We start from the raw sequence: 18,211 nt of genomic DNA on the forward strand, positions 1-18,211 counted from the left end.
CATCTCGACGTCGGATTTGACCACAGAGTTCCGATTTTAACTTGACTTTAACATTTCCGACAGTGGAAGTGTGCGGCGGCCGATTTCTTCATTGCCGCATCCATCTACCTCAGACGTAGAATTTTCTATCTCTGATCTACGAAAAACTACCTCTGAGTTTTTTTGTGCAGCGATGGAGGGTGGAAAACAGAAAAACCGCTGCCGAAAAGGACAGCGGACTCGTTGTGTAGAAGCGCCTCGCGCGCGTATACTACAAGCACAATGATGTTTTTTACCTTCACCTCCTTCACCCGAGGTTTGTAAGGCTTTTGTTTTCAGAGGGTTATGCGAATTGATAAAAGGTACTTCCTCTAAGCCGGATGAAGGAAGAGGGTGAAGGATGGAAAAACAAAAATCCTTCACCCGAAAGTCGCTGAAAAATAACCAGTTAAGCAGTCGGGTGAAGGATTGAAGGATAAAAACTGTTTTAATAGAGGGTAACGCGCACGCGTGAGGGCATGTTATTAACCTGAGTTCGGGCTAAGAAAACGCTTAAAAAAGGATTTCACTTCTATCTTGAAAGTAGAAGTGTGGGGAAATGTACATACGTGCGTCGGTGTGGCGAACGGCTCTCGGACAGACTGCGCAACGAGCGGACGGGGCGGCGGTGAAAAAACATGAAAAGGGGGCGGATTTCTTGAGAATGTCATATCTTTGCACAAGAAAGTGGCGGTAAGCGAGGTGAACCCCGTCGGCCGCGATGCTTTTGGGAGGAGGAAAACCACAGGCCGGCCTGACGCTGGAAGATGTGCAGGCCGTTTCGATATTCCGTGGATTTTCCGTGACAACCTCATTGCTTACATTTACACACAACCCTTTTTATGCAAACATTTTCTTCAAAATATCTCGGTTTAATCTTTGCTTTCCTGTTGCTTATGCTGCTGCCCACCCTTAGCGATGCGCAGACGTGCAATAAGGGTTGGGGAATAGGCTATACGATTGTGCAATCTACCTGCCAATCGAATGGCGTAGTGACACTTGGGGTGACGGGCGTTACCACGGGATTGAATAATATCAACTATCGACTCAAGCAGATTGGAGGACCGCTTACGTTTGGTCCCAGCAATAACAATGTGTTTACGGGGGTTCCGAGTGGTCGCTACACCGTGGAGGTGTCGGCCTATTGTGCTACTGATCCTTCTTATTTCCATACGAAAAGTGTACCTATTCAAGTGGGAGGTAATTATACACCGCCTACGATTGTGCTTCATAGTGGACGCAGTCGTCTTTCCGATCAAAATTGTCCATCGGGTATTATTTCGCTCGATGTGAAATTCGGTCTTAAACCTTATACTTTCCGTATCCTTGAAGCGCCGGCGGGAGAAACTGTTCCTAGTGAGCCTACTTTTACACAAGCAAGTACGTATTTCTACGATTTTGATCGCCAAGACTATCCTGCCGGACACTATAAAGTGGAGGTAGAAGATGCTTGCGGCTATAAGACCAACACAGAGTTTGATCTTGATGGCGGTGACCTACTCTTTACGCCCAGGGTGATGTCGTCGCGCTTCTATGCTGATGTAGATGGGCAACGCGGATTGGATTGCAACACGTTGCGCTACTACTGTGTTGCTGAATTTCCTGCGGGCACAGCGGGCGGTATGATGGGACGCTTGTGGCGGGACGGCCTTTATGAGGTGGCTCTCGCTCCTACCGGCCAAACGCCTACGAACTGGACGGAGTGGGTGCGCACGGACAATGGTGTCGTGAATTTCGACATGACGCCCCATCATTCGCAGGACTTTACCGCCAAAAACTCCCTCGAACTTTGGGTGCGTTTCAAGAATTGTCCCACGCGTGTGAAGAGCTGTGGGACATTTGAAATACAACCCATTTACTTTTACACTACGTTTGAGGATATGCCCTGTGAGCAATATCGATATTATGCCCAACTCAGCTATGGGGCTAACGGTCTTTTTTGCTATCCGCTCCACTACACCATCACGCGCAATAGTGATGGTGCTGTGGTCTACGATGAACCCAATTGGCTCAAAAGCACTCATGGCGACGGAAAATCGACGGCACAGCTTGACTATTACGAAAAATACACTCTGCGCGTGGAAGATGCTGCCGGACAAGTACATACCCAGCAGGTTATACGTAATCGAGAAATACACCCTACTTATGAACGTCTTTGCGATGGGTACAATTTGCTTATCAGCCCTACGGGAAAGGCCGATTGTACGGCACCGCTCATTGCTACACTTTATTCTGTGCAGGGAGCTACGCTTACCAAAGTGTGTGAGAAAACTTTAGCCCAAGATGAACATCCGGAAACCCTTTGTGGAAAACTTACTTATGGAAAGCTTTACCGCGTGATAATTACTTATCCTTCGGGAAAACCTCTCGCGCAAACGAACATTATCCTTTATAACCAATTTCCTGAGGGGTTCAAAACCGTCAATATCTCCTATAATGGCACTATGCGTCATCGAGGGAATACCCGATTTCTTCCCACACCCAACGGACGTGTGTTTCCTGCCGGAGCGATACTCACTCTGACGCGGGACGATACGGGAGAGGTGATTAAGACTGAAACACTCACCGCTGCCCGCACTTATTTTGATACGGGAGATAAGGATATGCCTCCTGGTTCCTATACTCTCACGGCCGATATGAATTGTGGAACCCCCATGCAGTTTCACTACGACCATAAGGGCTACATTGATATTACCGACGTGGGTTATACTGCTGTGGAAACCTGTGCCGGATTGGAGATTACGCCCACGGCTACGGCCACTTTTGAGGGAGGACCCAACCTGCCCGATGGTACTCTGGTAAAGCCTTATTTTCGATTGATACGTTCGGTAGGGTCGGTGAATCCTCCTGTTGTAACCAATGGAGGGAAAATTGTGCTGCCGCGTGCTGCTCCTGGAGAGTATGAAATCGGGGTGGCGGCACACCCCAATGTTTCGATGGCCATTGAGCGTATTCCCATCAGTTGGGCTCCTAAGTCGCTCTCTTTGGTGGGCACCGCCACTGCCGCCTACGCCTGCACCCCGCAAGGCGGTACCACCCCGCAAGGGCACATCCTGCTGAAAGCCGAAGGCGGCGTGCCGCCCTATCATTTTGAGGTGTGGAATGCGGCCAACACGGCCATCGAACCGACCGCCCCTGTAGTAACGTCGGCTACGGGAGAGGTGGAAATCAACTATGGTGCGCCGCAAACGTCTTACACCATCCATGTGCGTGATGCCTGCGGCAACGAGTTTCCACAACGGGTAACGCTCCACGATTTTAGCAACCCTGTCTTTGCCGGTACCACTACGCCCAATATCTGTGCGGGCGACGACATCCACCTGCAATGTGTCAATCTGGGCACCGTGACCTATCAGTGGAGCGGGCCAAACGGCTGGACATCGACCGATAAAAACCCGATCATCCCCCATGCCCGCGAGGCAGCCAGCGGTACTTACACCGTGGCCGTGACGGTGGGCAACTGCGGTGCGCCGGTGAGCAGCAGCGTCAATGTGAAGGTACGCACCTGCGAAGTGCTCGTCAATCCTCACTTACGCTCGGTGCCGCAAGAATAAATTCGGTTCATCACTCCAAATGTCGGATGAACCAGAAATTAACCCCAATTCGGGATAAGCAATGTAGATTTTGCTTCCGCCCGAATTGGGGTTAATAATGTAGTGAAGTGCGAGAGCACACTTAAACTAACATTATCGTTTCAAGATGCGCTGTCTGTGTGAGCGTCCGTTGTTGCCAATTTCAACGATGTAGACGCCCGGTGCGAGGTCGAGGAGAGAGAGAGAAAGTGCGTTTTCTGCACCGACTGAACGATGTTTAAGTAAACGACCATTCAAATCGAAGAGTTTAATCCATTGGAGATTGTGAGCACGCACCATTAAGTTATTTCCATGTTGAGCAATTTTCGCGGAAGATTTGGCTGTATCCTCTATCCCCGTGACTTGAGAGGATATCATAAAGATAGTTTCCTCCTTCGCGTTTACTTTTTCCACATGATGCTGAGAGGCTTCCGGATCATCAATATTCGTACCATCGTCTTGAATGAGAATCAATTTGACTTGGTAACTTCCCTCAGTAAAGGATTCGGGAATGCTGATGGTAAAAGGCAGAAGGGTAGTGTCAAACCCCGGAAAATCGGTCTTTTCTTCTTTGCGAATTTCGTGAGCTACGTTGCCTGCTTCGTCTAACAATTGGAGTTTGGCATAGCAGGTGCGCTCCAAACCTCCTTTGTTCCTTATAGAGAAGACAACTTTTTCTTCACTTCCGGGAGTGAAACGAGTGACGATGGGATGGCTTAATAATTGAAAACCTGCCTTGAAATAGCCTTCTTCCGTGACACGTATAATACCTTTATTCAGTTCTATGACCATGCGCGGGGCGAGCTTCATACGTACCCAGTCTCCCCAATCTCCATCTGCTTTCTTAGGGGCACAGATGGGGAGAAGTTGATAGTAGCCGTCGGACAAACCATTCAAATCAATTTTGATTTTTTGCGGAGTGTTTATGAGATAATCACGATTCATTAAACCGTTATCATACAGCCCATACACTCGTTGCGTAAATCCACCTTTTTCGTAATCATCCGAAGGACAAATCTTTAAGCGTTGGCCATCCATATTGTAGACACCTACCCCGATATCTCCTCGGAAAGGATTTCCTTTGTTTACAAAATAGGCCATCTCAACTGGCGGCATCTCTGCCGCAGCAAAAGTCTTTTGGTGCCCTTCTGGGAGCGTGAGGGAGCCTTCGCCGTTAAATCTGAGTTTGGGGCTGTTGGGGAGTAATGAGGGGTCGATAGGTTTAACCCCCTCCTTGTTAGGATGGGCAAGGATGGCGGTGAGATCAATTTTGAAGGAAAGGGGGCGTCCTCCAAATTCGTTGCCGCTTTTCGCTACATCAGCAGCTGTGAGTGAGAAATAGCCATCGCTCTGTCCACCCCATCCGAAATTCATGTGGAACAATCCACGTTCATCAACGCCATCGGTGACCCAAGCATGACCACCGGCACCTAATTTATAAAAACCGGCGAGGTAAACGGGAAATCCATTGAGCAACTCTTGTCGTACAATCTGAGTAAATCCGGAAGTCCCTTCATCGCTGCGTTTTACGAAAGCCGTAGTATAGTCAAAGTGGTTTTGGAAGGCGCGATCGGCATTTTCGTTCTGGGTACCGCTGGCATAAGGAGTATATTGCATATTTGTGGCTACCCCCACATCGTGCATCAAGAGTGCAACAGCATTTGCTTCATCATCTGTCCAAGGGTAAGCATAGGAATATCGGTCTTTCATATGCTCCCAATCGTAATGCGACTTACTGAAATCGGTGTGCTTCTGTTGCTGATAATAAGTGATGGTGTAGGTGTTTTCTCCCTTTCCTTGTGCCGGCCACTTGTGGAAATACATCATTTGTGCCATTGCCGTGGCCACGCATCCCGTGTAATCATAACCGATTTGTTTATTGTAAGGGGAGTCTTGGCTCCATTTGCAGGACAACAGCGGAGCAACGGCTTTGTAAGTTTCCGTAGTTCGTGTTGCAGGCTGCATCTGTGTCGCCGTCTGCTGTAATTGGGCAAAACTTTCGCGATAGGTTTGCAGTAGAAATTTGATGCCGGGATGAGCGTTCAGCGTGTCTAAGGCGCCTGAATCGCTGTAAGCCAATACTTCGCCCAGGGCATCATCACCTGAAACCACGACGAAACCTCTGCCTTTCTCGTCATTGAACACATAGAAAGGTTCTACGGAGTTTTTCTTAGGAAGACGTGATTGTGCTCCAAGCGTCAAACGGCGATTGGAAGAAGTGATGACGTACTTTTTGGCAATGCTGAATGCCTCTTGCCTCGTCACGCGCTTGGCGGTGAGAGGAAGAATGATGGATAAACTGAAAATAAAAAGGGTCAGAGGACGTAAGAAGGAGCGCGTCAAACGACTGCACCCCCTACATTCGTAGGAGTTGTTCTGTTTCTTCATGTTGTTCTGTTTCTCGTTAGTTTCTATTGAATATATGTTGCCTAAATGTTCTTTATATGAGAAATCCTAACCACACCACCGGCTCTGCTTTGTGGATGGGGAAGGCCGCAGAAAAGAGGTTTTTCCCTTCGACTAAAAGGGGTAATTTCATTATAGATAGAAAAAGCGAGTGCAAAGTTACGAATAAAAATGAAAAAATCAGCACCTGTATTCGGCTGTAACATACAATAAATTATAAAGTTAGGCCGCTGGGTGTGGGATTTCAGGAGAAATACAGCGAGGGACAGAAGGATGAAGGCGGGAGATAGAAAGGAGGTGGGGAGAGACTTGTGGAGTCCACTGCCGTGGCGGTTAAGGCACCCGCACCCACTGCCGCACTACTTGTTTTGAGGTGCGGAGAGAAACGATGTAAAGTCCCGAAGCCGGGAGCGCAAAAGCATGATGCCCTATGCCGCAAGGAGTGTCCACCAGTTGGTGGCCGCGAAGGTCGTGAATGCGGAGGTGAGTAGCTTTCGTCGTGGTGAGATGCAGCGTGCCGGGCTGTGTGTGGAGTTGAAATTCTTCTCCGCTGATGCTTTGTACGGCAGTGGTTCGTCCCTCTTGGCGAACGGTGATTGTGACCGGAGGGCACTCTTCGCTGCCATCAATGGTGAGGGTGGCGGTGCGGGGCGTAGAGTTGGGATTTTCAGTCACGCGGAGGGTTAAGGTGCGGTTGCCATAGCCGTTTTCGGCAGAGCAAGTGAGCCATTCGGCATCGCTGTGAATGAAGTAGAAGGTTTCGGTGGTGAGAGTTACCTCCAACTCCTGCGCTTGATGATTGGGTTGCCAGAGCGTTTGAGAAAGCTGATAGCCTTCATCCTGTTGGTCGAAAGCCAAAACCTCGGATAGGCGCTCGTTGATTTTGCGCACGCAATCCTCTGTGGTCGACCCCATCACGACCCCTTTCCACACTGAGTTGGGCGAAGAAAAAATGGGAGCTTGTTCGACGAGACCTTCTTGAGAGGGGAAGCCCATCACCGTGTAGTAGGGCGCACGACTTGCCCCGACGGCATAGGGGTGTGTGCCGGCATCCATGGCTTCGCGCGAGTGCTGGCAGCCGAAGATGTGGCCGATCTCGTGCACCACGGTGTAACTGCCGGAAGCGGCCGAAGCGCGCACCGAAGCCATGGCGGCCGACTTTTTGGCTTCGAGGGGGGCAACGCCCGAAAGGCCGTCGTTGACCGGTTCGCTGCACAGCACCACGATGTCGGCATGCACACGGCGGCGCTCTGCGGCCACCCCTTCGTGGCTCAACACAAAAGTCAAACCTTGCTGTACACTCTGCACGACGTCGGGAAGGCGAAGTGTACCTGCAAGGCGGAAGTTGGCGGCAATGTGGGAGTTGTTCAACACCACGTTGGAGAGGTCGACGATGCGCTGTGCGTGTGCAGCCTCTCCACCATTGGCTGCGGCATAATCGCCGCCCGTTTTGTCATAGACGATGAGCAAATCGAGGGTGGGCAGGTCGGTTTGTGATGGAGCGCGTTGCGCACGAGAGTGGGCGGTCAGTGTCGCCGTGGGTGTCGGAGCAGCACAAGTTCCGCAGCGTAGGGCGGTTTGTGCGGAGAGGAATTGGACGAGGGTACAGAAAAGCAGGAGTATCGTTTTTCTTTTCATGTTTTTTTGTTTTGAAGCGGAGAGATAAGGTGATTTTTGTGAAGTTGGAAATAAACGCTGCAAAGGTAATAAGAAGTTGGGAAAAGACGAAGCAGAGGGAATGCTTAATTGTCTTGGATATATCAACAGAAAAAATAGAATTTGCTTTGCTTCCTCGTGGGATGTTGTTATCTTTGCGAGTACGTAGATGTTGATTTAACGCCTTTCTTTATGACTTTCGATTCCCCAACGGCGATAGAGCGTTTGCTTTCGCGCCATAACATCCAACCTACCGACTGCGCCGGATATTGTCTTTGTTTGGCGGGCGAGCGCACGATGCTCATCAACAGCCGCTCCTACACGTTGCGGCGCGGAAGTCTTTATGTGGTAAGCCCGATCGTGGTGGGAGAGGTAGTGGAGGAAACTTCGGACTATGAGGAGGTGCGGTTTGTGGAGCGCTTAGAGGTGTTGTTTCCGGTCTTTAACCGTTTGGGAAACATCATTGTGCAACTGGACATTCCGCGCCGTCCCTGCATTGAATTGGTGGAGGCCGAAGTCGAGGAGTATCTGCAACAAGAAGCACGGCGCAGACAGTTGCAGGAGCAGTTGCTCACCACCGAAAGCCCATTGCAACGGACATTGCTGGAAAGGCAGTCTTCCCTCCACATACAGATGGTGATGCTCGACACGCTGCGCCGCTTTGCGCAACGTTTCGAGATGGCGAGTCAAACTAATTTGGAGCACGGACAGCACAGCGTGGCGAGCCAATTTCTTGTGTTGCTCAACCTCAACTTCAAGCACGAGCGCAGCGTGCAGTTTTATGCCGCAGAACTGGGCTTCTCTACGGGGCATTTCACCGCGCTGATCAAAGAGCAAACAGGGCAGCCGCCCTCGGCTTGGATTGCAATGGTGACGATGACGCAGGCACGTGCGCTGCTGACCAACACTCGCCGAAGCATCAAAGAGATTGCGGCAGAACTGGGCTTTCCTGAGCAGTTCACCTTTCGTAAGTATTTCAAGCTCCACGCTGGCGTGTCGCCCAAAGAATTTCGCCTTTCGCAGGCGGTGCAGCCGTAAAAAGACGGCCGAACGTGCGGTGAAGTAAAAAAAAAACGCTACTTTTGCACTCGAAAACAGCGCAAACCCCATCCCCCGGCAGGAGGTTTGCACCTAATTTGAACCCCAAATGGACGACTATCACGCGGAAAATACGACCGTTTCCCGAGGATAGGAAGAGGCAAGGCTTTCTTCCTCCCCACCATCTCTCCTTTTTCGTGCAAGAAGAAAGCAAGCCCCCATGCGTACTTACTGGAACTATCACCGTGGCCTGCGCACTCAAGACGAGTGGCAGCCCAACTGCTGGACACAAGTGAGCTGTCCCACCCCCGATGATGAGGATTTCCTCATCCGCCAACTGCAAATCCCCGACTACTTCCTCGATGACATTCGAGATAAAGATGAGCGCGCTCGTTATGATTATGACGAGGGCTGGATGCTCATTATCCTGCGTATCCCCTACTTGAAGGAGGCGCAGAGCCGCACGCCCCACACCACCATTCCGTTAGGTATCATTCTCAATAAGGATGTTTTTGTGACGGTGTGCCACTTTGAAACGAACATGATGATAGATTTCGTGTCCTATCAGCAGAAGCGCGGTTTGGGATTTACCGATACGGTAGATCTCGTTTTCCGCCTTTTCTTGTCGAGTGCCGTGTGGTATCTGAAGCGCCTCAAGCAAATCAGTACCATCATCGATGCTGCCAAGCGCGACCTTGATCGTCCCATCAACAACGCCGACCTGATCAACCTGTCGCGCTTGCAGGACTCCCTGACTTACTTTGCCACCTCCATTCGTGGCAACGAAACGCTCCTTTCCAAATTGAAGTTTAAGCTCCCCGTTGACGAACTGGATGCGGACATGATTGAGGACGTCAACATTGAGATGAGCCAGGCGAGAGAAACCACTAACATCTACGCCAATATTCTTGAATCGACCATCGACACCTACGCCGCCATCATCAACAACAACATGGGGCAGACGATGAAAACGATGACTTCGGTGAGCATCATTCTGATGTTCCCCACGCTCATTGCCAGTATCTTCGGCATGAACCTCCTCAACGGCATGGAGCATTGGGTAGGCGGCTTCCCCGTGATCATCGCGGCCTCCATCGGCGTGACGTTCCTCTTCATCTGGTTCTTCCGCAAAATCGAATGGATTTGAGCTGCATCGGGCTGCTCTTTTGCGCTATTTCTACCCAAAATGCTCCTTGTTGTGCACTTTTTTGCCAAAACATTTGGTAGATAACTTTATTTTGGCTTTATTTGCAAGCGATATGGCCTCCTCCGTAGAGGCAGAACCTCTCTTTATATCTCACAAACCCTTAACTCCGACACTCTTATGAGTGAAATTGAAGCCCCACAGCTCGAAGTAGCTGCCACTCAACCACAAGCGGTTGAGGCTCAGACTGAAGCACAACCTGCTCAGCCCGAACTTCTCAACAGTAGTGAAAACACCGTAGAGCCTGAATCCACTCCCGAAGCATCTCTCGAAACGCCATCCGAAGCCATGGAGGCCGCGGAAGTTTCGCAAAATGCCGAACAACCTCAGGCCGAAACGGCCGAAGAGCGCCCTGCCACTGCTCCTGCTCCTGCGACCAAGGAGGAGGTCATCGCGCGTCTGCGCCAATACCTCCAAGAGGGTGAGCCGGCCGACCGCGGCGCCACCGACCAGCTGCGCACCATCTTCTACCGTCTGCACAACGAGGAGGGTGCTGCCGCACGCGAAGCATTTGTGGCACAAGGCGGTGATGCGGCCGACTTCAATCCCGAGCCCGACCCTCTCGAAAAGGAGTTTAAGGAACTCATGAGCACCATCAAGGAGCACCGCGCCAAGGCGGCGGCTGAGCTCGAAGCCGAACGCCGGCGCAACCTTGACCGAAAACTGGCCATCATCGAAGAAATTAAGGCTATGGTGGCGGCACCCGACGACGTGGACAAAAACTACGATACCTTCAAGGCATTGCAAGCGGAGTGGAAAACCATCGGTACGATCCCCGCCGAGCAGGTGACGGAAACGTGGAAGAACTTCCAGCACAATGTGGAGCAATACTACGACTTGCTGCGCATCAACCACGAAATGCGGGCCTATGATTTCAAGAAAAATCTCGAAATCAAAACCCATCTCTGCGAAGCGGCCGAAAAGCTCGCCGAGGTGGAAGATGTGATTAGTGCTTTCCACCAACTTCAGAAGTTGCACCAAGAGTTCCGCGAGACCGGACCTGTGGCCAAAGAACTGCGCGAAGAGGTGTGGGCGCGCTTCAAAGCGGCATCGACCCTCGTCAACAAGCGCCATCAAGACCACTTCCTCAACCTCAAACAGCAGGAAGAGGAAAACCTCGCTAAGAAAACCAATCTCTGCGAGCAGGTAGAAGCCCTTACCTTCGATGGACTCTCCTCGCTGGCCGAATGGGAGGCGATGTCGCAACTCGTCATCGGCTTGCAAAACGAATGGAAGACAGTGGGCTTCACCCCGCGTAAGGTCAATCAAGAGATTTTTGAACGCTTCCGTGCGGCTTGTGATAAGTTTTTCACCGCCAAAACACAATACTTCCGTTCGCTCCGCGAGAGTCTGGCACAGAATCTGGCGAAGAAAACGGCCCTCTGCGAGCGTGCCGAAGCTCTGCAGGACAGCACCGATTGGGGCGCTACGACTGCAGCCGTTGTGGCACTTCAAGCCGAATGGAAGACCATCGGCCCGGTGGCACACAAGGTGAGCGATGCCATTTGGAAGCGTTTCAATACAGCTTGCAACACCTTCTTCGATCGCAAGAAAGAAGCCAATTCCGGTCAGCGCGAAGAGGAAGAGGCCAACATGGCACGCAAACTCGACATCATCGCTCGTTTAGAACGTTTGGTGGCCGAAGGCAGTGAACAGCTTCACCAAGACGTCAAGGCCCTCCAAACCGAGTGGAACGAGGTGGGACACGTGCCTTTCCGCAAAAAGGAAAAACTCTATCGTGCCTATCGCGCGGCCTGCGACACGCTCTACGACACCATCCACAAGGAGGCCGGACGCCGCCGCATCGACGGCATCGCCCGCCGTGCCGCACAGAGTGGGGGCAGCGAACTGCAACGCTTGCAACGCGCTTATGACGACAAGAAGGCCGAGATTCAAACTTACGAAACGAACCTCACCTTCCTTACCTCCAAGTCGAAATCCGGCAACACCCTCGTGGCCGACATCGAACGCCGCATCGCCACTCTCAAAAGCGATCTCGAAATGCTCGCTCAGAAGATTGCCGAAGTCAAAGAAGCATAAGATAGGCTTTCTGTCGCGCTTTCTATACAAAAATCCCCTCTTTCATCTCGTTGCAGATGAAAGAGGGGATTTTTTGTAGAGTGTAGAGTAAAGAGGAGTGATGCTTCGAGGAGGGGAGAGAGGGTATTGTCGAGAGATTTTAGTGTTCGCTCAAAGTTTGTACACCTCATCGACGCCCTCAATGCGGCCGAGGGAGCGAACGGCGGTGCGCAGTTCTTCGACAGAGTGGACGGCATAGTGGACGGTGCATTCGACAATGTTGTCGGCCACCTCGGTGTGGAGGTAGTGCATCGAGAGGTGAAGCCCTTTGGTGATGCAGTCGACGATGTCGCTGACGAGGTGGAAGCGGTCGATGGCGCGAATGCGCGTTTTGACGGGATAGGTGGTCGTGGCTTGCGGCAGAAAGTCGACATCGACAATGGAGTCGCCGCGTTGGGCCGAAAGACTGATGGCTAGTGGGCAGTCGCGGCGGTGGAGGGTAGTGTGGCCGGCGTCGTCGACAAATCCGATGACCTCTTGTCCCGGCAGCGGGGCACAATGCGGGCAGCGGTTGGTCTGCCGGCTGCGGAGTTCGGCAGCATAGGTGCGGAGGTAGCACTTGGCCTTGTAGGTACGCACGCTGTCGACCCAGTGGGGGAGGGGATGAGCTTCGGGATGGGTGCAGATTTCCACGCATGCCCCGTGGGTGAGCTCGGTTTGCAGCGACGACAATCGCCCGTCGATGCGCGCATATTGGGCGTGCTCCCCTTCGCCGCGCTCAAAGGCAAAGTCGAGTGCGGTGGCCTGCTGCGGCAGTTTGTAGGCCGTGCCGTGCTCATCGTAGATGGTGATGTCTTCGCTGTAAAGGGAGGCTGAAACCTCCTCCATGAAGTGGACATTGCCCTCGTTTTCAGCCAGTTCCTCAAGGAGGTCGCAAAACTTGTCAATCCAGCGGCGGTCATCTTTGCCTAAGAGGCTGTTGGCGCCCTGGGTGGTGTCGCTCGCTCCCTTTTCGCCGATGCGATCGAGGATGAGTCCCAGGCGGGTGTGCTTCACCATTTCTTCTGAAGAGATGTGCACTTCTTCCCATGCGCCACCCTCACCGAGGAGTTGGATGTGGAGCGACCGGTAGCCGTTTTCTTTGGGGTTGTCGACGTAGTTGAGCAGACTGCCCGTCTTCTCCTTGAAGTGGTTGGTGAGTGCGCCGTAGATGCGCAGACAGATGGCTTTGTCGTTGCGGTTTTTGTCGGAGGGGCTGAGTCGGGTGCGGTCGTAGATGATGCGAATGATGTAGCGGTGCTCCACGTGGGCAAAGTCGCGTCCCGACTTGCGCATGCGCTGGTCGATGCTGTAAGGGCGGCGGTAGCGCACTTCGGTGCGGACGTCCAGCCCGTGGTGGGCGAGGATGGCGCGGATGCGGGTGGTGAAAGCTTCGAGGCGTGGAGCGTTGGCAGCAATGTCGGCATCGAGGAGGGCCTGTAAGCGGTCGTAGCGGTCGGAACAGCGAAATTTGAACGACAAGTTTTCGAGTTCGCGCCGCAGGTTGTTCAGTCCGAGGCGATTGGCAAAAGGCGCATAGAAGAAGTCCGTTTCGCCTCCAATCTTCATCTGCTTAACGGGGAGCATACTGCCCAGTGTGCGCATGTTGTGGAGACGGTCGGCCAGTTTGATGAGCACAGCGCGGATGTCGTGGCGCATGGAGTAGAGCAGTTGCCGAAAGTTGTTCTCCTGCTTGTTGCAATCGGGCAGTCCGCAGTCTTTGCCTTTGGGCTTGGTGACCACCCGCACGAGAAAAGCCACTTCCGTGCCGAAGCGGGCGCAGATGTCGTCGTTGGTGCAGGGCGTGTCTTCCACCACATCGTGGAGAAAGGCCGCGATGATAGAACTGGTGTCCATGCCGAACTCTTCGGCCACGATGCGTGCCACCGCCACCGGGTGCATGATGTAGGGTTCGCCCGTCTTGCGATGTTGGTCGGCATGAGCTTGTGCGGCAAACTCAAACGCTTGCTCTATTCGCTCCAAGTCGGCCTGTGGAAGGCGTTCCGAAAGTCGGTCGAGCATTTGCCGGACAGAAGTGCGAAAAGGAAGAAGAGGGTCGTTCATCGAGGTGGGAATGAAAAAGTGAGAAAGCTTGAAGACAGAATGTGCCTTCAAATTTATCTAAAAATGCTCAAATCTGCAAGCCGATGCTGCAAAATGTGCAAAAGAAAAACGATTTTCGGTGTTTTGAGGTAGAAAATTTGGGATTTCTCCCTGAAATTCGTATCTTCGCACGTCTATTGGCTTATTGTGCCCTAATGTAAAAATCATCAGTATGCGACAACTAAAAATCTCACAAGGCATTACCAATCGTGGTGATGCAGCGATTGACAAATATCTCACCGAGATTGGCCGTCTGGAACTCCTCTCCATGGACGAAGAGGTGGAACTGGCACAGCGCATCCGCCATGGCGACGAAGAGGCACTCAAACGCTTGGTGCAAGCCAACTTGCGCTTTGTGGTGTCGGTGGCGAAGCAGTATCAGAACCAAGGCATGTCGCTCAACGACCTCATCGACGAGGGCAACATCGGCTTGATGAAAGCCGCACAGAAGTTCGACGAGACCCGCGGCTTTAAGTTCATCTCCTACGCCGTTTGGTGGATTCGTCAGAGCATCCTGCAAGCCATCAGCGAACAGAGCCGCATCGTGCGCATGCCCCTCAACCAAGTGGGTTTGCAGGCGAAAATCAGCCGTGCAAGCACCGAGTTTGAGCAGCAGTATCAGCGCCGTCCTTCCGCCGAGGAGTTGGCCGACCTGCTCGACACCGACCTCGACCGCATCAAGGACAGCCTGAATGCCGGTGGTAAGAAGGTGAGTGTCGATGCACCTTTTCAGGACGATGAGAGCAACACGATGATTGACATCATGACCGACGATGGCGCACCCGGCACCGACAGCAGCATGGAGCGCGAATCTCTCTCCACCGACATCGACACCGCCCTGCAAGTGCTCACCGATCGCGAGCGCTTGGTGCTGAAAATGCTCTTCGGCATCGGCCGCGCTGAGATGACGGCCGAAGAAGTGGCCACTTCCCTCGGACTCACCCGCGAGCGTGTGCGCCAAATCAAAGAACGTGCCCTCCGCCGCTTGCGCGAAGAAGCCAATGTTTCCATCCTCATCAAGTATCTCGGATAGCCCCCTTTCGTGTTGTCGCCACAAGTTCGGCCGGCAGCACCTACTGACAAATATGCGAACGATGCACCGATTTCCCCGGCGGAAGTCGGTGCATCGTTTTTTTTGTGGGGCAAGGACGTATAAGGGGAAGACAGGGGAAATGGCCTGCAGCCCCAAACGACTGCGCGAACCCCACAAAAGAGCGCGGAGATGAGAAAAAAGCTCGACTGGAAAGCCCGACCCACAAAAAAATGCTAACTTTGCATCACCATGCTGCAACTTCAACAACTGACCATCGGGCACGGCACGACCGCCCTCACCGCTCCCCTCACCGCCACACTCCCCGTGGGGACACTCACCGCCTTGGTGGGGCGCAACGGCTGTGGGAAAAGCACCCTGCTGCGCACCTTGGCCGGACTGCACGAACCGCTGAGCGGCGAAGTGCGGGTAGGACAACGCGTGGTGGCGCAACTCTCTTCGCAGCAACGGGCACGGGAGTTTGCCCTCGTCCTCACCGACCGCACCCCGCCTCCTCTCCTCACCGTGACCCAACTCGTGGCGTTGGGGAGGCGACCGCACACCTCGTGGCTCGGTGGCTTCTGCTCGGTCGACCATGCAGTGGTGGAAGCTGCCATGGCCGAATGCGGTGTGCTTTCCTTTGCCGACCGCCCACTTACCACCCTGAGCGATGGCGAGCGGCAGCGTGCCATGATTGCGCGGGCTTTGGCGCAAGCCACGCCCCTCATCCTGCTCGATGAGCCCACGGCTTTCCTGGACTTCCCGGCCAAGGTCGAAACCCTCAGCCTTCTGAGCCGCATCGCCCGGGAGCAACAGAAGACCATCCTGCTCTCCACCCACGACCTCGAAATCACCTTCCAACTGGCCGACCGCCTTTGGTTGCTCCACGACCGCCGACTCTACGAAGGGACACCAAAAGCCCTTGCCGATGCCGGCATTTTGGGGCGTACTTTCACCTCAGATGCCCTCACCTTCGATGTCGAAACGCTCCGATTTGAGCGCGCTCCCTTGCCCGAAGCCTCCCCATTCGTTCATCCTTCATCCTCTGACTTATGATAGTTTGCATTGCCGAAAAACCTTCCGTTGCCGCCGATATTGCCAAAATCATCGGGGCCGACCGCCACGTCCGTGTGGGGCGCAATGCCGGCTATTACGAAGGCAACGGCTACCAAGTGACGTGGACCTTCGGACACCTTTGCGAACTCAAGAACCCTGAAGAATACACGCCCTACTGGAAAACCTGGTCGCTCGGAGCGCTCCCCATGGTGCCTACCCGCTTCGGCATCCGTCTCAAAGAGGGAGTGGAGGAGCAGTTTGGCGTCATCGAAAAACTCTTCCTCGCGGCCGACCGCATCGTCAACTGCGGTGATGCCGGCCAGGAGGGCGAACTCATCCAGCGATGGGTGCTCCAGAAGACGCAGGCCCAATGCCCCGTCGAACGCCTTTGGATTTCTTCGATGACGGAAGAGGCCATCCGTGAGGGCTTCGCCCGCCTCCGTCCGCAGGCCGACTATCAAGGGCTCTACGAGGCCGGGCTGTGCCGTGCCATCGGCGACTGGTTGCTGGGCATGAACGCCACGCGCCTCTACACCTTGAAGTTTGGCGACAACAACCGACGCAAGGGCGCACAACCCCTCTCCATCGGCCGCGTGCAGACCCCCACGCTGGCCCTCATCGTCCATCGCCAACTCGAAATCCAAAACTTCCGCCCCGAACCCTATTGGGTGCTCTCCACCATCTATCGAGACACCACCTTCACGGCACGCATGGAGGGCGACGATGAGGAGGGGACGCCCCAGAAAGGCGCTGCCAAACGAGGGTTCACCAACCGCGAGGAAGCGCAGGCCGCTCTGCAAGCCATCGAAGGGACACCTTTCACCGTGACCGAGGTGACGAAAAAGAAAGGTTCGGAGGCGCCCCCGCGTCTTTTCGACCTTACCTCTCTCCAAGTGGAGTGCAACAAAAAGTATGGTTATGGGGCTGAACAAACCCTGCAAATCATCCAGCAACTCTACGAAAACAAACTCACCACCTACCCCCGCGTCGACACCACCTTCCTGCCCGACGATGTCTATCCCAAGTGCAAAGCCATCCTCAACGGCATTGCCGACACCTACGGCGAACTCCTCCAACCGCTCCGCGGCGCGCAGTTGAAGAAATCGAAAAAAGTGTTCGACTCCTCCAAGGTGACCGACCACCACGCCATCATCCCCACCGGCGTTGCCCCTCGTGCGCTCACCGACCTCCAGCGCAATGTCTACGACCTCGTGGCGCGCCGTTTCATCGCCGTGTTCTATCCCGACTGCCGCTTTGCCACTACCACTGTCGATGGGACGGCGGCCGACATCCCCTTTCGCGCCACCGGCAAACTCATCCTCGATCCCGGCTGGCGCGCTGTCTTCCAAAAGGACAAACCCGATGACGACGCCCAGGCGACACGCGCCGAGGAAGAGCGCACCCTCCCCGAATTTCGGAAGGGTGAAACGGGCGAACACACCCCGACCTTGACCCAAAAGGAGACCACCCCGCCCAAGCCTTACACCGAAGCCACACTGCTTCGCGCCATGGAGACGGCCGGGCGCAACGTCGATGATGAAGCCTTGCGCGATGTGCTGAAAGAAAACGGCATCGGCCGTCCCTCCACCCGCGCCGCCATCATCCAGACACTCTACCGCCGCGGCTACATCCGCCAGCAACGCAAAAGTCTGGAAGCCACCCCCACCGGCGTAGAGCTCATCGGCCTCATCAAAGAAGAACTCCTGAAAAGTGCCGAACTCACCGGCATTTGGGAAAACAAACTCCGAAAAATCGAACGCCACGAGTATTCCGCTCGGCAGTTTGTCGATGAACTCAAGCAGATGGTAGCCGACATTGTGCAGCAGGTGCTGGCCGACAATTCCAACCGCCGCATCGCTGCGACCAACCTCGAAGCGCCCAATATCCCAAACACGTCCCCCGATGCCCCCGCCAAGCCCAAGCGCAAGGTGGTGCGCGAGGGAAGCAAATGCCCGGAGTGCGGCGAGGGCAAGGTCATCAAGGGTCACACCGCCTACGGTTGCTCCCGCTGGCGCGAAGGTTGCACTTGGCGCAAGCCCTTCAAAAAATGAAGCGAACGCGCTTCCATAC

Annotated in this window: 10 protein-coding genes; 7 read left to right on the forward strand and 3 right to left on the reverse strand. The window is 53.8% G+C overall.

Annotated features, from left to right (window positions below; genetic code table 11):
* Positions 1 to 860 precede the first annotated feature (860 nt).
* The gene (locus H8527_RS08675) at positions 861 to 3,572 is read left to right on the forward strand and encodes a hypothetical protein (RefSeq protein ID WP_187547422.1); all 2,712 of its coding nucleotides are present in this window, start codon (positions 861 to 863) and stop codon (positions 3,570 to 3,572) included.
* A 132-nt stretch (positions 3,573 to 3,704) separates the two neighbouring features.
* Here the strand turns inward: H8527_RS08675 and H8527_RS08680 are convergent, their stop codons facing one another.
* Entirely contained in the window at positions 3,705 to 5,978 is a 2,274-nt protein-coding gene (locus tag H8527_RS08680) for a thiol protease/hemagglutinin PrtT (RefSeq protein ID WP_187547424.1), read from the reverse strand.
* 351 nt (positions 5,979 to 6,329) lie between these two features.
* On the reverse strand, positions 6,330 to 7,634 hold the full coding sequence (locus H8527_RS08685; protein WP_187547426.1) for a BACON domain-containing protein: 1,305 nt from the start codon (positions 7,632 to 7,634) through the stop codon (positions 6,330 to 6,332).
* Positions 7,635 to 7,844: 210 nt separating this feature from the next.
* Between H8527_RS08685 and H8527_RS08690 the strand changes: the two genes are divergently transcribed.
* The 3 genes from H8527_RS08690 (at position 7,845) to H8527_RS08700 (ending at position 11,934) form a co-directional block, all read left to right on the forward strand.
* A complete protein-coding gene (locus H8527_RS08690) occupies positions 7,845 to 8,690 on the forward strand; it encodes an AraC family transcriptional regulator (protein ID WP_187547428.1) in 846 nt (281 codons plus the stop codon).
* A gap of 220 nt (positions 8,691 to 8,910) precedes the next feature.
* Positions 8,911 to 9,837, forward strand: a complete 927-nt coding sequence (locus H8527_RS08695; RefSeq protein ID WP_187547430.1) for a magnesium transporter CorA family protein — start codon at positions 8,911 to 8,913, stop codon at positions 9,835 to 9,837.
* A gap of 177 nt (positions 9,838 to 10,014) precedes the next feature.
* Entirely contained in the window at positions 10,015 to 11,934 is a 1,920-nt protein-coding gene (locus H8527_RS08700; RefSeq protein ID WP_255498560.1) for a DUF349 domain-containing protein, read from the forward strand.
* Positions 11,935 to 12,084: 150 nt separating this feature from the next.
* Here the strand turns inward: H8527_RS08700 and H8527_RS08705 are convergent, their stop codons facing one another.
* Positions 12,085 to 14,016 carry an HD domain-containing protein gene (locus H8527_RS08705; protein ID WP_187547431.1) on the reverse strand — a complete coding sequence of 644 codons (1,932 nt, stop codon included), beginning with the start codon at positions 14,014 to 14,016 and terminating at the stop codon, positions 12,085 to 12,087.
* A gap of 211 nt (positions 14,017 to 14,227) precedes the next feature.
* Here H8527_RS08705 and H8527_RS08710 point away from each other — a divergent pair, with 211 nt between their 5' ends.
* The 3 genes from H8527_RS08710 to H8527_RS08720 all read left to right on the forward strand — a co-directional run bounded on the left by H8527_RS08710 (position 14,228) and on the right by H8527_RS08720 (position 18,192).
* Positions 14,228 to 15,088: an RNA polymerase sigma factor RpoD/SigA gene (locus H8527_RS08710; protein WP_187547433.1), complete on the forward strand. Its 861-nt coding sequence runs from the start codon at positions 14,228 to 14,230 to the stop codon at positions 15,086 to 15,088.
* 249 nt (positions 15,089 to 15,337) lie between these two features.
* Positions 15,338 to 16,141 (forward strand): ABC transporter ATP-binding protein, encoded by an 804-nt coding sequence (locus tag H8527_RS08715; protein WP_222935139.1) that lies wholly within the window; start codon positions 15,338 to 15,340, stop codon positions 16,139 to 16,141.
* On the forward strand, positions 16,138 to 18,192 hold the full coding sequence (locus H8527_RS08720; protein WP_187547435.1) for a DNA topoisomerase 3: 2,055 nt from the start codon (positions 16,138 to 16,140) through the stop codon (positions 18,190 to 18,192). The genes H8527_RS08715 and H8527_RS08720 overlap by 4 nt, the downstream gene beginning before the upstream one ends.
* Positions 18,193 to 18,211: the final 19 nt, after the last annotated feature.

The organism is Alloprevotella sp. Lung230 (assembly GCF_014385435.1).
Lineage (GTDB): Bacteria > Bacteroidota > Bacteroidia > Bacteroidales > Bacteroidaceae > Alloprevotella.